The following is a 14,675-nucleotide window of genomic DNA, read 5'->3' on the forward strand; positions in this document are numbered from 1 at the left end:
GAGCCTTTCTTCTTCAACGGCCTCTGAAAGCTTAATTTCCATCTGGACCTTCCGGGCCAAATGGGGCAGGAGGTCGGCCACGGAAAAGACCGGGTCCTGGTCTTTTTCTCCAATAGCCAGATGGATCTTTTTTTTTTCGGCGGTCAGGATGGTCCCATGAAGGGCCAGAGGTCTGGCCAGCCACTGATACTTTTTTATCCCCCCATAATAATGGGTCTTGAAAAAGGCCAGGTGCGTTTCTTCATACAAGGGATGTTGCTTCAGGTCTAAACGGGGGGCATCGACATGGGAAGCGATGCATTGCAGTCCGGCGGATAAAGGTTCTTTCCCGAGAATGGCTAAGGCCAGGACCTTGTCCTTCAAGACCTGGAAAACCTTCCCTCCGGGGGCGGCATATTCGCAGGGGACGAATCCCGCCGCGGTTATTCTCCGGGTAATTTCTCCAATGGTTTCCCGTTCCGTCTTGGAAGCATTTAAAAAGACCTTATAGTCCTCCGCAAGTTCCCAAACCCTTTTCTCTTCACCTGGAGGAAGTTCGTCCCAAACCAGGCGTCTTCGAAAGGCCAAACGTTTCTCCAGGGCCTGGGCATCTTTTTTACTCAATTTTTTTAACATGCCTATAAGGGTTTTTGCCCCAGGATGATCTTGTGCAAATTAAAAAGGTTGCAATTGATAATGCGCTGGATTTCGATTTCCGTGGATTTAACCAGGGAGACCACATCCAGGTCGGTCACAAAACCGATCTTGGCGAAAAAGGGAGAGGCCAGGGATTCAAATTTACCTAAAAACCGGTCCGGGTCCTTAGAGTGATTGACAATGATGATTTGCCCTCCCGGTTTACAGACCCGAATGATCTCCCGACAAAATTGGTGAGGGTCCTGAACCGTCGTAATGACGTAGGGGGAGAGAATAGCATCAAAGGTATTGTCTTCAAAAGTCATCCGGCAGGCATCCATAACCTGGAGGTCCACCTTCAGTCCATTACCCATCAGTTTGACCCGTTCTTTAGCCCGCTGGATCATTTTAGCCGATATATCGATCCCGACGATATGGCAGCCTTTGGGGTAATGGGGCAAGGTCAACCCTGTTCCTATGCCGACCTCGAGGACTTTTTTCTTCGAAGAATCCAGATAGTTGAAGGCCAATTTTCTTCCTGCTTCTAAAACCTTACCAAAAATAAGATCATAAAAGGGAGAATAAAAAGAATAAATCCCTTCCATTGACCGGCCATTTCCGTTGTTACCGTTGTTCTTTTTGCCCATAGGTTTCAAGTGCTCCTTATGGTTTTTTACTTGGACTGCTGGTTGAGATAGTCTGAAAAGGTATAATAGACCTGAATGGCCTTCTTTTCAAAATCCGGGTCTGTCATATCAAAGACCAGGAAACCGGGCTCATTGTCCAGCAAGGGGATTACCTGGTTTTCTTCGATAATTTTTTTCCGAAAATCGGTCTTGTTCAGAATGGTTGCCAGGTATCTGGTGAAATCAGGGGGAAACCGGTAGGGATAATACCACCATTCCCCCTTCAGGATATCCTGGTAGTACCGCATCTTCTTTTCTCCAAAGACCTCTTCTCCCCCGTTTAATCCGGACGACGGCCCCAGGGAACAATAATAAGACATGGCCTGGATAAGGTAATGTTCCAATTCGCGGAGGTTCCCCTGCCATTTATGGAAAAAAGTCTTTAACAGAAAGAAATATCGCACATAGCGGATGGATTTGTCACGGAGAAAATATTTAATATGATAGGGGATGTCTTCGACCACTTCGTTCAAGGAAGGTAGCTGGATATGATAGGGGAAATCATAAACCAGATCTTCCCAGACCTCCTCGGGAGACAGACAGGTGCTTATAATCCGCCAATCTGTTGGAATAACATCTTTCTCGGAAAGCAGAGGTCCTTGCCCGGCCAGCCAGTTTTTTAATTTGGACTGAAGGATTAAGGGCAGGTGCTCAATGCCTTCGATCACCAAGGTTCCCCGGGCCTTTAAGACGCCCTGGGCCTGAACCCAGAGCGCCTCCGAAAACTGAAGGGTATTGATAAAAAAAATGGGCTCCTGGTTAAATGATCCATTCTGGACCAGGAACTGGATAATCCTTTTTTTCCCTGAACCGGTAGGGCCGGAAATCAGGATCGGGTCCTGGGTTTTGGCAATAACGCTCAAAAAACTCTTAAAGGGTTCGAGCCGTTGAGGTTGCCCTATGAGTGGAGAATGCATTGCTTCTGGCGTTTATCCTTTAAATAGAATATCATCGCCTACATAGCATACAGGGCCGAATATGGTCAACAATTAAATTTTCCCATAAATAGTTCTGGAAAAATATCCGGGGGATTTCTATAATAGTCTTTATGACCCTTATCAATGTAATCTTTCCCATATTCCTGGTTATTTTCCTGGAACTATCCGCCTCCATTGTCATGTTAACCACCTTAATTTCCATGCAGACCATCCCATTATGGGTCTGGTTTGTCGGGATTTAATATGCCCGAAGTATCTATTTCAAAGCTTTCCTGGGGGGGCCAGGGCATAGGACGGATAGACGGCAAGGTTGTTTTTGTCCCTTTTGTTCTTCCGGGGGAAGTCGTCGACATCGAATTGGTCCACTCTAAAAAAAACTATAGCCTGGGGAATTTGATCCGGATCCTCGATCCTTCTCCGGACCGGATCGAACCCCCTTGTTCATTTTATCCGGCTTGCGGAGGCTGCCAACTTCAGCATCTGGCACCCCACAAACAAGTCCAGCAGAAAGAACAGCTCTTTAGACAGGCCATGGAGCACACCCTGAAAACAAAGGATCTCAACCTTGAACCGACATTGATTTCCCCTTCGGCGTATGGCTATCGCCACCGCCTTCATCTTAAAACAATTTTTAAAAACAATAAGTTACATATTGGTTTCTTCGGGGCTAAAAGTCACGATCTGGTCCCGGTGGACCACTGTCTTTTAGCCAATGGGGTGGTTAATGAAACCCTGGGAGTCCTTAAGGAAAAAATCAGAACCCTTGGGGTTGATCAATGGAGCCCGGAAATCGACCTCCAGGGCTTTGATAGTCCCCGGGAAAGAGGGATCGTCTTTTCCTCTCCGAAGAAACTCCCCCGGTCCCAACGGAAAAAAATTACGGAAGCCCTTTTTGCAGACCTTGATTTGAAATACCTCCTTTTCCGGGGACCCAACCATATTTCTCTATCCGGAGAGCACCCCTTTATCCCGGAAGAGGACAGCCCCGGATTTTCCCTTCCAGCTTCTGAAACCGGGCTGCAGCAAGATCTCCGGATAACCTGTTTCCCTCTGGTTTTTACTCAGGTCAACCTGGAATTAAACCGGCTGTTGATGGCCCACTTGCTAAAACAGGACCTTTTTACCAGTCGAGACACCATCTTAGACCTCTACTGCGGTTTAGGGAATTTTACCCTGCCGGTGGCCCTCCAGACCAGGGAGGTGTTTGGCCTTGAGGCCTTTCCCTTAGCGGTCGCCAATGCCCGCTGGAACCAGAAAATCAACCGGATCTCCAACTGTTCCTTTATTCAAACCAAAGCCGAGGCTGGTGTCCGGCAATCCCATTTGCGTCACCTTCCGATTTCTCTGGTCATTCTGGATCCCCCACGAAGCGGGGCTCGGGAGATAATCCCCTGGTTGGATGCCTGGGACTTAAAAAAGATCTTATATTTTTCCTGCGACCCCATGACCCTTTTCAGAGATCTTTCCATGCTTGCGGCCAGAGGTTGGAAGGTGGAATGGTCTAAGCCGATCGACTTTTTCCCCCAGACCTTCCATCTGGAAAGCGTCACTTTCTTGAAAAAGTAAATAACTTATTAGATACATTAATAAAATTTTATATTTTGTTTTTACAAAGAACATGATATAATAAAAAGGTTTTTAAAATTCAAACCAGGAGGTTGGCCCATGATGATATTTAAGGTGGGCGATTTGGCGGTGTATCCTGCCCATGGAGTTGGTCGGATTGAATCCATAGAGGCCCGCAACCTTTATGGTTCTTCTCAAAATTTTTATATTATGCGCATTTTGGAAAACAATATGATCATCATGATCCCCATCTGCAATGCCAATAATGTGGGACTGAGAGAGATAATCAAGGCCGAGGAAGTTTCCAAAATCTTTAAAATTTTAAAAGAGAAAGATATTGAATTCGACAATCAGAGCTGGAACCGGCGATACCGGGAATATATGGAAAAAATCAAGACCGGTTCGGTCTATGAAGTGGCTCAGGTACTCAGGGATCTGTTTCTATTGAAATTGGAAAAAGAGCTTTCTTTCGGTGAACGCAAGATGCTCGATACGGCCAAGAGTCTGCTGGTTAAGGAAATCTCCATCGCCAAAAAGATGGAAGAAACCAAAGTCGAGGAGGACATTAAACGAATATTTAAAACCTGAAGAGGAAGTCTCCTCTTAAATTGGTTGGATTTATTGATCCCTGCCTTATTTCTTCATCCGGCCGAATTGTAAAGATGTCTTAATTCGAGACCGATCCTTTTTGTCACAAACTAATAGAAACTCCGATTAGGTTATTCTTCCTGCCCAAGGATATGAAAGGAGGTGAAATTGTGAACCAGTTTTTATTAAAAGCATTATTAATCATCATCTGTTTGATAGGGGGGTTTTTTATAAGCGGCCGCCTCTGGGAAACCGAGGCCATTCCCTGGATTCCTTATCTGGGGGCCTTCCTGGGTCTTGTTTTGGCTATTATGGTCCTTGAAATTGAAAAACAATTTAAAAAGATCCCTCTCCGGAGTTCTTTGGGGGGGGTAACCGGTCTGGTTTTGGGATTGGTCGTGGCCCGCCTTTTAATGTTTCCTTTTGACTGTTTCCGGACCGATACCTTCCTCCATTATTTCATACTACTCTCATTAAGCGGCATTTTTGGTTATCTGGGGTTGGCTTTGGGCAGTACCAAGGCCGGAGAGATAGGCAAATTTGCCGACTCGGCTTTATTTCCTTCCACTCTTTCTAAAAACCCAAATCGCTACCTGTTGGACACCAGTGTCATCATCGACGGTCGGATTGCCGACATATGTGAAACCGGGTTTGTGGAAGGGACCTTGATTATTCCCCAGTTCATCCTCCAGGAATTGCACCATATTGCCGATTCCAACGATTCCTTAAAAAAGATTCGAGGGCGAAGGGGGCTGGATGTTATTGAAAAGATACAAAAGCAAAAAGATCTGGAGGTCATGATCCTGGATCGGAATCCTCCCAAGGACAATGTGGATGCCAAGTTGGTGGATCTGGCCCTGGAAATGCATGGAACAATTATCACCAACGATTTCAATCTAAATAAAGTGGCTGAATTACGGGGAGTTAAATGCCTGAATCTGAACAAATTGGCCAATGCCCTGAAACCTGCCGTTCTTCCCGGGGAAATCTTAAATGCCCAGATTATCCGGGAAGGGAAAACCCCGGGTCAAGGCATTGCTTATATGGATGATGGGACCATGGTGGTGGTGGAGAACGCCCGGCGCCATATCGGCCGGACGATTGAGGTCGTAGTCACCAGTGTCCTGCAAACCGGTACCGGCCGGATGATCTTTACAGAGATCAAGAACGGGTAATTAAAGTCATAGATTGTGCGTTACGAATTTATAGTTCAAGAACCTGATCTCTCTAAACGTCTGGATCTTTTTTGGGTGGAACAGGGGGTCCCTTATTCCCGGTCTCAGATCAAGAAATGGATTGAAGAAAGACGGATCACCGTCAATGGTCAGGCGGCCAAAGGGGGTTACCGTTTAAAGAGGGGGGATTTTCTGGAGTTGGTTCCCCAGGAGCCCATTCCTTTAATGTTGGCCCCTGAGAATATCTCCTTGTCCATTCTCTATGAAGACCAGGACTTGCTGGTCTTAGACAAGCCGGCCGGATTGGTGGTCCATCCGGCACCGGGCCATTATTCCGGGACCCTGGTCCATGCCCTGCTATTTCACTGCACCGATCTTTCGGGAATAGGGGGGATCATGCGGCCCGGGATCGTCCACCGCTTGGACAAAGACACTTCCGGTCTGATGGTAGTAGCTAAAAATGACGCTTCCCATCAGGAACTGATCCGCGCCTTTCAAATGGGAAGGGTTATCAAAGAATATCAGACCCTGGTCTGGGGGGGGCCTCTAAAAAGCCAGGGGCGTATAGAAAACCCCATCGGCCGCCATCCGGTACAGCGAAAAAAGATGGCCATTAACGAGGCCCATGGCAAACCGGCCGTCACCGAATGGCAAATCATCGAAAGATTTCCCCAGGGAATCACCTGGCTCCAGGTGGGTCTGAAAACAGGGAGGACCCACCAGATTCGTGTTCATCTTTCTTCTGAAGGGTGGCCCGTGGTCGGCGATCCCCTGTACGGCAGGCTTAAAAATAAGTCCAATAAAAAGGACGGGCCGTTGGCGGAGGCTCTGAAAGGGGTCTCTCGCCAATTGCTCCATTCCTGCCGGCTGTCTTTTCAACATCCGATCCAGGGAAAACCGTTAGATTTTTCATCCCCGCTCCCTCGGGATATGGAAGGCCTGATCAGACAGTTACGAACCGGTCCGGATAAGGACAACCCATTCATGACAAAAAAAACATAAAAAATGCTTGACATTTTTGGAATTCTGCTATAATTTTCTGACTAAAATAGGAGATCATGGTGCCCCAAAAGGTACCAATACCTGCCTGACAAGGATTTAAATCCAAGAAGAAACCGACAGATTCCAAAATCATCATCATTTCTTTTTGCAATCACTCAGATCACTAAAGGGATTTTTGGGTTAACCACAATAATATAGTTCTTAAGCCTTTTTAAATAAAATCTAAAAGGGCCTTTTCGCAGAAGACCTCCGGAACGTTTTAAAACAAGGATATCGAGGATACCATGAATTTAGCCGAACTCAAGCAAAAGAAAATCAGCGAACTTACCCAGATGGCCAAAGAATTCAATATTGAAGGGGCCAGCGGGATGAGAAAACAGGAGCTTATCTTCGCTCTGCTCCAGGCCCAAACGGAAAAAAACGGACTCATATACGGAGAAGGGGTATTGGAAATACTGCCCGATGGGTTCGGATTTTTGAGGGCCCCTGATTACAATTACCTCCCCGGGCCGGATGATATTTATGTCTCCCCATCTCAAATCAGGAGATTCAATTTGCGGACCGGAGATACCACCTCCGGACAGATTCGGCCCCCTAAGGATAACGAACGCTATTTCGCCCTGCTCAAAGTGGAATCGGTTAATTTTGAAGACCCGGAGGTTTCCAGGGATAAAATCCTGTTTGACAATTTGACCCCCCTGTATCCCAACGAACGGATCCAGCTCGAGACCGATGACCCGGTCAATTATTCCATTCGGGTCATGGATTTATTAACCCCCATCGGTAAAGGTCAGCGGGGCCTGATCGTCTCCCCGCCCCGGACCGGCAAGACCATGCTCCTCCAGAACATCGCCAACAGCATCTCCCGGAATTTCAACGATATCATTTTAATTGTCCTGCTCATAGACGAACGCCCTGAAGAAGTCACGGATATGCAACGTTCGGTCAAGGCCGAGGTGATCAGTTCGACCTTTGATGAGCCGGCCCAGCGACATATCCAGGTGGCTGAAATGGTTATTGAGAAAGCCAAACGCCTGGTGGAACACAAACGGGACGTCGTGATCCTGCTGGACAGTATTACCCGATTGGCCAGGGCCTATAATACCGTGGTCCCTCCCAGTGGCAAGATCCTCTCGGGCGGCGTGGATTCCAATGCCCTCCATCGCCCCAAACGGTTTTTCGGGGCCGCCAGAAACATCGAAGAGGGCGGCAGTCTGACCATTATCGCCACAGCCCTGGTCGACACCGGCAGCCGGATGGACGAGGTCATATTCGAAGAATTTAAGGGGACCGGCAACATGGAGATTCATCTGGATCGAAAGCTGAGCGACAAACGCATCTTTCCGGCCATTGACATTAATCGTTCCGGGACCCGTAAAGAGGAATTGCTTTTAAGCACCGAAGAACTAAATAAGGTATGGATTTTACGTAAATTATTGGCCCCGTTGACCGTGGTGGACAGTATGGAGTTTCTCCTCGAGAAAATGGACGGGACCAAGGATAACGCCGAATTTTTAAGCTTAATGAATAAATAACCATAGGAGTACCTATTATGAAAGAAAAAATTCATCCTGCTTATCATCAAACGACGATCCGCTGTGCCTGCGGGAATGAAATTCCCACGGGATCCACTCGAAAAGACATCCGGGTTGAAATCTGTTCCCAATGTCATCCCTTTTTCACCGGCAAACAGAAATTAATGGATTCGGCCGGTAGGATTGAGCGTTTCCAGAAAAAATACAGCCAGTTCAACAATACAAAAGCCGCCCTTAAAGAAAAAGCCCAGGCCTAATCGGGATGTAATAAAATGGAAAGAATCGAATGATCCAGGTAGGCGGTCAGGCCGTTATTGAAGGGGTGATGATGAAAGCCCCCAAGTCTTTGGCCGTGGTGGTCCGACGCCCCAATGGGGAGATAGTGGCAAAGGAGGATGTCCTTCATCCTTGGGCGGACCGCTATACTTTTCTGAAATGGCCTGTTCTGCGGGGGACCCTGATCCTGATAGAGACCCTGATTCAAGGCATCCAGGCCTTAAATTATTCGGCCAACCAGGCCATGATCGAAGAGGAAGAAACCAAGGAGATCGGATGGTGGGCCATGCTGGGCACCCTGTCGGTGGCCATCCTTTTGGGTTTGGGGCTGTTTGTGGCTTTGCCCCACTGGATCAGCGCCTATCTGGGCGGATTGAGTGTCTTCCATTTCGGGGTGGATTCTTTTTCTTTTCATTTTCTGGATGGATTGATCAAGGTCTTTTTCTTTATCGCTTATATCTGGCTCATTTCCCGTTTTAAAGACATTCGCCGGGTTTTTCAGTATCATGGAGCCGAACACAAATCCATTTTTACCTATGAAGCCGGCCAGGCCTTGACGGTGGAAAATGCCCGGCAGCATTCCACTTTGCATCCCCGATGCGGGACTTCATTTATCTTACTGGTCCTGGTAATCAGCATCCTCTTTTTCTCCATCCTGTTTCCTTTGTTGCCCAAATGGCCGTCTTTGAATTCCTGGTCCCGGAATGGGCTGTATGTCGGTTTTAAAATACTATTGATGATCCCCATTACCGGACTGGCTTACGAGGCCATAAAATATTCCGGCAAAAAGGCCGATCGCCCCTGGATGCGGTTAATCATTCTTCCCGGGCTCTGGATTCAACGTCTGACTACCCAGGAACCTTCGGAAGACCAGATCGAAGTAGCCCTGCAAGCCCTCAGTCGCGTCCTGGAATTAGAAGGACAACTTTCCGGTCCCAAGGTCGTTTAAGTCAAACCGTTATGCTGAAAAAATTGGAAGAAGTCGAGGATCGTTTTCTGAAACTGGAGGAATCCCTCAGTGACCCGGAGATCCTTAAAAATCAGTCCGCTTATCAAAAATTGACCAAAGAGCATGCCGAACTGGCCCCTCTCATTTCCAAATATCGCCGCTATAAATCCCTTTCTGATCAGGCCAAAGAAAACAAAGAACTCCTGGAAGACCCTGACCCCCAAATGCGGGAATTGGCCAAGGGCGAAATCGAAGCCATTAAGGAGGCGCTTACCGGAATCGAAGAGGAGATCAGGGTCCTGCTCCTGCCCAAGGATCCCCTGGATGAAAAAAATACCCTTCTGGAAATACGGGCCGGGACCGGCGGGGAAGAGGCCGCTCTATTTGCCGCCGATCTTTTTCGGATGTATTCCAAGCTGGCCGAGACTTTGGGTTGGAAAGTGGAAATTATGAGCGAACATCCGACCGGCATGGGGGGGTATAAGGAAATTATAGCCCTGATCGAAGGCAAAGGGGTTTACAGCAAGCTCAAGTATGAAAGCGGGGCCCACCGGGTCCAGAGGGTACCCGCTACGGAAGCTCAAGGCCGCCTCCATACCTCGGCCGTCACGGTGGCCGTGCTTCCCGAGGCCGAAGATGTGGATATCGTCCTCGATCCTGAAGATATCCGGGTGGATGTTTTCCGTTCCTCCGGACCGGGAGGACAAAGTGTTAATACCACCGATTCGGCCATAAGGGTCACGCACCTGCCGACCGGACTGGTGGTTTCCTGTCAGGATGAAAAGTCACAACACAAAAACAAGGCCAAGGCCTTAAAGGTCCTGAAGGCCCGTCTTTTGGACCTCAAGATTAAAGAGCAGCAGGATAAGATTTCCGAAGATCGCAAAAGCCAGGTAGGCAGCGGGGATCGCAGCGAACGGATCCGGACCTATAATTTCCCTCAAAACCGTCTGACGGACCACCGGATCGGCCTGACCCTCTATCAACTGGACACGATTATGGAGGGGAACCTTTCCGAAGTGATCAATGCCTTGACCACCCACTATCAGGCGGAACAACTCAAAACCGGGGGATGATGCTGTTACGGGTTGCGCGTTGCGCGTTACGAGTTATTAGAGGAAAGCATATATTTCAGAAACCCGCCACCCGCAAAAGATAAATTTCAAATAGCTTTGGTTAAAATCTAATCATGGTACGCCCTCAGACCATAACCACCATCCCTGAAAAGGATTCCCGGACCATTCGACAGGCCCTGACCTGGGCCGTTAACTGCTTGAAAAAGGAAGATCTGCCCGATCCCCGGTTGAGTGCCGAATTGCTTCTGGGATCGGTCCTTAAAATGGATCGTCTGTACTTACTCCTCTCTTCGGATCAGATCCTTCCGGATACCGAAGCCCGGTCTTTTAAAGAAAAAGTGCTTCGCCGGGCCGGACACGAACCAATCGCTTATATCCGGGGTCAAAAAGAATTCTGGTCTTTAGATTTTGAAGTCAATCCCTTTGTTCTGATCCCCAGGCCTGAAACCGAGCTTCTGGTGGAAGAGGCCTTGAAATGCCTTTCAGACCGGCAGGGAAACCAGACGGTGGTTGAACTGGGGACCGGTTCCGGGGCTGTTTCCGTGGCCCTGGCCAAATCGATCCCCGATTCGAAGTCCTTGCGTATTATTGCCACCGATCTTTCCCGACCGGCTTTGCAAACAGCCTTTAGAAATGCAGGCCATCACGGGGTTGAAGCAGCCGTTCATTTTGTCCAGGGGGACTGGCTGACCCCTTTTTCTTTGAAACAGAGATGGATCGACCTGGTGATTTCCAATCCCCCTTATATCGCCGAAGCGGAGATCTTCGGCTTGCCGCCGACCGTAAAAAACTATGAACCCCTGAAGGCCCTTTGGGGGGGACCGGACGGCCTGGAGGCCATTCGGACCATCATTCGACAAGCCGGCCGCCAACTCAAGACCGGCGGCCGGCTGTTCATGGAAATTGGAGAAAGCCAGGGGGCCCAGGTTCTGGGTCTGGCCATGGAAAACCGATTTGAACCAGCCGCCATCTTAAAGGATTATGCCGGAAGAGACCGGGTGCTTTCGGCCTGCTATCATGGATAAAATTAAGATTCAGGGTAAAATCCCTTTGAAGGGAAAGGTATCTCTTTCGGGGGCCAAGAATGCCGCTCTGCCTATCCTGTCGGCCACTCTTTTGGTTGATGGGTGGTCCGCCCTTTCCAACCTTCCGGCCTTGAGAGACATTCAAACCGAAAAAAAGTTACTCTCCTTTTTGGGAACCCATTTCGAAGAAGGACCGGAAGGAACGTTGCGTATCAACAGTTCCGGGATTGACCGATTTGAGGCCCCTTATGACCTGGTCAAGACCATGAGGGCCTCTATCCTGGTCCTGGGACCTTTGGTGGCCCGATTCGGCCGGGCCCGGGTATCGCTTCCCGGCGGGTGCGCTATCGGGGCCCGGCCCATCAACCTGCACCTCAAAGGTCTGGAATTAATGGGGGCCCGCATCGATTTAAAACATGGCTATGTGGAGGCCAAATCCCGGCAACTCAGCGGGGCCGAGATCGTTTTTGATATCCCCACGGTTACCGGCACGGAAAATCTGATGATGGCCGCCTGCCTGGCCAAAGGGAAAACCATTCTGGGGAATGCCGCCAAGGAGCCCGAGGTGGTGGATCTGGCCAACTTTTTAAAGGCCATGGGAGCCCGGATCGAAGGGGTCGGCACGGATATCATCACCATTCATGGGGTTCCCCACCTCCATCCGACTCCCTATCGGATCATGCCCGACCGTATCGAGGCGGCGACTTATATGGCGGCCGCCGGCATCACCGGCGGAGAGATCACCCTGGCCGGGTACGACGGGTCCTGTCTGGAAACGGTGATCATGAAACTGAAGGAGGCCGGTCTGGAATTTTCCCAAAGGAAAGCCGGTCTAACGATTCATGGCCCTCAAAAAATAAAAAGTGTCTCCGTAACCACCCGGCCTTACCCCGGTTTTCCTACGGATATGCAGGCCCAATTCATGGCCCTCATGTCCCTGGGGCAAAATACCAGCCTGATCAAGGAAACGATCTTCGAAAACCGCTTTATGCACGTCAGCGAGTTGCGGCGCATGGGGGCCGACATCCAGGTATCCGGGAATCAAGCCGTTATTAAAGGCGTCTCCAAACTCCTGGGGGCCCCGGTAATGGCCACCGATCTCAGGGCCAGTGCCTCCCTGGTCCTGGCCGGACTGGCTGCCGAAGGGACCACCGAGATCTCCCGGGTTTATCACCTCGATCGGGGCTATGAAGGGCTGGAAAAAAAGCTGCTACCCCTGGGGGCGCGTATTGAGAGGATTAAAGATACCCCATAAGGACTGATCGAATCCCTGGATACGGATAGGATTTTTTATGAGGAAGCCTTTGACCATGATTTAAAGCTCACAACACCTGGAGTGGGGAATCTTCCATCCCTTCCTTGTCCCTATCTTTACTCCTTGACCCTGTCTTTTTCTTATTTTATACTCTCCCCAATCAAAAGCAATCTTATCAGAAAGGGGTTTTCGCTGCCCCCGTGACGTCACCGAGCGCAAGCGCTCAGAAGAAGCATTGAGAGAGGCTCATGATCAAGTTCGATTTTTTGCCTCGCAATGCCTGACTACCCAGGAGACAGAGAGAAGGAGGATCGCCGGGGAGCTTCATGACAGCATCGCGGCTTCTCTAATTCGTGTTTCGCGGCCCGTCTGATTTGCAGATTTCGAATGGGGTGAAAGGACACCTCTAAGTGATAGTGACAATTTGAAAAAGGAGATAGGGACAAGCCCCATGTTTCGCAGCAAACTGTTCGATCGCTATCCTCTGCCTGTTGTTATCGATAGAGCTTCCGGATACACTGCCCTATTATTTTGTGCATTGGCTTTTCCGGTGCTTTACATCGTGAGCAGGTATAACTACAACCTTTTCCACGGCCTTGCGGATATTTTTACCATTGTCATCGCCGGCACGGTTTTTGTGGTAGCCTGGAATTCAAGGCGGTCCATAGATAATCATTACCTCCTATTCGCAGGTAACGCCTTTCTTTCCTTCGCTTTCCTGGACCTGCTTCACGTGCTGGGTAACAAGAACATGGGCGTGTTTCCCCAATACGGGAACCTGGGGCCCACGTTATATATTGCCAGCAGGTACGTACTGAGCATTTCACTGGTGACTGCGCCGCTGTTTATCAACCGGAAACTCAGAGTGGCCCCCGTTTTTGCCGCATATTCGCTGGTCACTTTGCTTGTTTTGCTTTCCGTTTTCTACTGGCAGAACTTCCCGGTATGCTTCGTTGAGGGCGTTGGGCTAACGACCTTCAAGGTGATGAGCGATTACATCATCTGCCTGATTTTATTGGGCGCCCTGGCCCTTTTACTTCTCCACCGACGGTCATTTGATGCACGAGTGTTGCGGCTGCTTTCGGCCTCGATCCTCCTGTCCATTGCTACCGGTCTGGCCTTTACCTTGTACGCAGATCCTTTCGGCGTCATGAACGCGATAGGCCATTTCTTCCAGATCATTTCTTTCTATTTGATTTACCTTGCCGTTATTGAAACCGGTCTGACCCAACCCCAGAACATCTTGTTTAGGAAACTGAAACAAAGCGAGGAGAAATTCAGAAACCTCTTCAACAATGCTGAGGTAGGCATGTTCAGGGCACGGCTTGATGGTGCAGAGATATTGGACGCAAATGAAAGTCTTCTTAAAATTTTCGGTCGGACAAAAGAGGAAGTTCTGGGGAAGCCTTCGGTGATCAACTGGGCTGATCCCCATCAGCGTGATGAGATGGTCCGCAGGCTCAAAGCCAATGGACGTGTCGTTGATTTCGAGTATAAGATGCTCAACAAAAATGGAGAAATCCGTGATTGTATTACATCACTGAATGCTTACCTTGAAGAGGGCATCCTGGAAGGGTCAACATGGGATATCACCGACCGAAAGCGGGCGGAAGAGGAGTTGCGTCGTCAGCGCGAGTGGCTTCGGGTGACGCTTAGTAGCATCGGCGATGCGGTCATGGCTACTGATAAAGAAGGCCGGATCACCTTTCTCAATCCCATGGCCGTGGCACTGACCGGCTGGCAAACCGAAGAGGCCCTGGGCCATCCCGTCCAGCGCGTTTTCCGGATCATCAACGAAAAGACCCATCAGCCGGCTGAAGACTTGGTGGCGCGAGTCCTTAGCGAGAAACGGGTGGTGGATCTCGCCAATGATACTGCACTGGTCACCAAAGATGGCCGCGAAGTACCGATTGAGGACAGCGCGGCGCCCATTTTGGAAGGCGGCGGAAATGTAATGGGCACGGTGCTGGTCTTTCACGACGTTACAGA

15 protein-coding genes are annotated in these 14,675 nt (G+C 49.4%); 12 read left to right on the forward strand and 3 right to left on the reverse strand.

Annotated elements, in window-relative coordinates; genetic code table 11:
- From HY879_11050 to HY879_11060, 3 genes are all read right to left on the reverse strand, one after another.
- The coding region (locus HY879_11050) for an aminopeptidase (GenBank protein ID MBI5603881.1) at positions 1-603 on the reverse strand (603 nt) is incomplete at its 3' end.
- Positions 604-617: 14 nt separating this feature from the next.
- Positions 618-1,262: a class I SAM-dependent methyltransferase gene (locus HY879_11055; protein MBI5603882.1), complete on the reverse strand. Its 645-nt coding sequence runs from the start codon at positions 1,260-1,262 to the stop codon at positions 618-620.
- A gap of 26 nt (positions 1,263-1,288) precedes the next feature.
- Positions 1,289-2,218, reverse strand: a complete 930-nt coding sequence (locus tag HY879_11060) for a sigma 54-interacting transcriptional regulator (protein MBI5603883.1) — start codon at positions 2,216-2,218, stop codon at positions 1,289-1,291.
- Positions 2,219-2,482: 264 nt separating this feature from the next.
- Between HY879_11060 and HY879_11065 the strand changes: the two genes are divergently transcribed.
- The 12 genes from HY879_11065 to HY879_11120 form a co-directional block, all read left to right on the forward strand.
- Positions 2,483-3,805, forward strand: a complete 1,323-nt coding sequence (locus HY879_11065) for a class I SAM-dependent RNA methyltransferase (protein MBI5603884.1) — start codon at positions 2,483-2,485, stop codon at positions 3,803-3,805.
- Positions 3,806-3,904: 99 nt separating this feature from the next.
- Positions 3,905-4,393, forward strand: a complete 489-nt coding sequence (locus HY879_11070) for a CarD family transcriptional regulator (protein ID MBI5603885.1) — start codon at positions 3,905-3,907, stop codon at positions 4,391-4,393.
- 152 nt (positions 4,394-4,545) lie between these two features.
- Positions 4,546-5,568 (forward strand): TRAM domain-containing protein, encoded by a 1,023-nt coding sequence (locus HY879_11075; protein ID MBI5603886.1) that lies wholly within the window; start codon positions 4,546-4,548, stop codon positions 5,566-5,568.
- Positions 5,569-5,580: 12 nt separating this feature from the next.
- Positions 5,581-6,570: an RluA family pseudouridine synthase gene (locus HY879_11080; protein MBI5603887.1), complete on the forward strand. Its 990-nt coding sequence runs from the start codon at positions 5,581-5,583 to the stop codon at positions 6,568-6,570.
- A gap of 284 nt (positions 6,571-6,854) precedes the next feature.
- Positions 6,855-8,105 carry a transcription termination factor Rho gene (rho, locus tag HY879_11085; GenBank protein ID MBI5603888.1) on the forward strand — a complete coding sequence of 417 codons (1,251 nt, stop codon included), beginning with the start codon at positions 6,855-6,857 and terminating at the stop codon, positions 8,103-8,105.
- 17 nt (positions 8,106-8,122) lie between these two features.
- The gene (gene rpmE, locus HY879_11090; GenBank protein ID MBI5603889.1) at positions 8,123-8,362 is read left to right on the forward strand and encodes a 50S ribosomal protein L31; all 240 of its coding nucleotides are present in this window, start codon (positions 8,123-8,125) and stop codon (positions 8,360-8,362) included.
- 29 nt (positions 8,363-8,391) lie between these two features.
- Positions 8,392-9,330, forward strand: a complete 939-nt coding sequence (locus tag HY879_11095; protein MBI5603890.1) for a DUF1385 domain-containing protein — start codon at positions 8,392-8,394, stop codon at positions 9,328-9,330.
- An 11-nt stretch (positions 9,331-9,341) separates the two neighbouring features.
- Positions 9,342-10,406: a peptide chain release factor 1 gene (gene prfA / locus HY879_11100; protein ID MBI5603891.1), complete on the forward strand. Its 1,065-nt coding sequence runs from the start codon at positions 9,342-9,344 to the stop codon at positions 10,404-10,406.
- 113 nt (positions 10,407-10,519) lie between these two features.
- Positions 10,520-11,431 carry a peptide chain release factor N(5)-glutamine methyltransferase gene (prmC, locus tag HY879_11105; GenBank protein MBI5603892.1) on the forward strand — a complete coding sequence of 304 codons (912 nt, stop codon included), beginning with the start codon at positions 10,520-10,522 and terminating at the stop codon, positions 11,429-11,431.
- Positions 11,424-12,686, forward strand: coding sequence for a UDP-N-acetylglucosamine 1-carboxyvinyltransferase (gene murA / locus HY879_11110; protein ID MBI5603893.1), 1,263 nt, complete (start codon positions 11,424-11,426; stop codon positions 12,684-12,686). The genes prmC and murA overlap by 8 nt, the downstream gene beginning before the upstream one ends.
- Positions 12,687-12,921: 235 nt before the next feature.
- Complete coding sequence (locus HY879_11115; protein ID MBI5603894.1) at positions 12,922-13,059, forward strand: hypothetical protein; 138 nt, start codon at positions 12,922-12,924, stop codon at positions 13,057-13,059.
- A 78-nt stretch (positions 13,060-13,137) separates the two neighbouring features.
- Positions 13,138-14,675: PAS domain S-box protein (locus HY879_11120; protein MBI5603895.1), on the forward strand; the 1,538-nt coding region annotated here is incomplete at its 3' end.

This window comes from Deltaproteobacteria bacterium (genome assembly GCA_016219225.1).
In the GTDB taxonomy this organism is placed as follows: Bacteria; Desulfobacterota; RBG-13-43-22; order RBG-13-43-22; family RBG-13-43-22; genus RBG-13-43-22.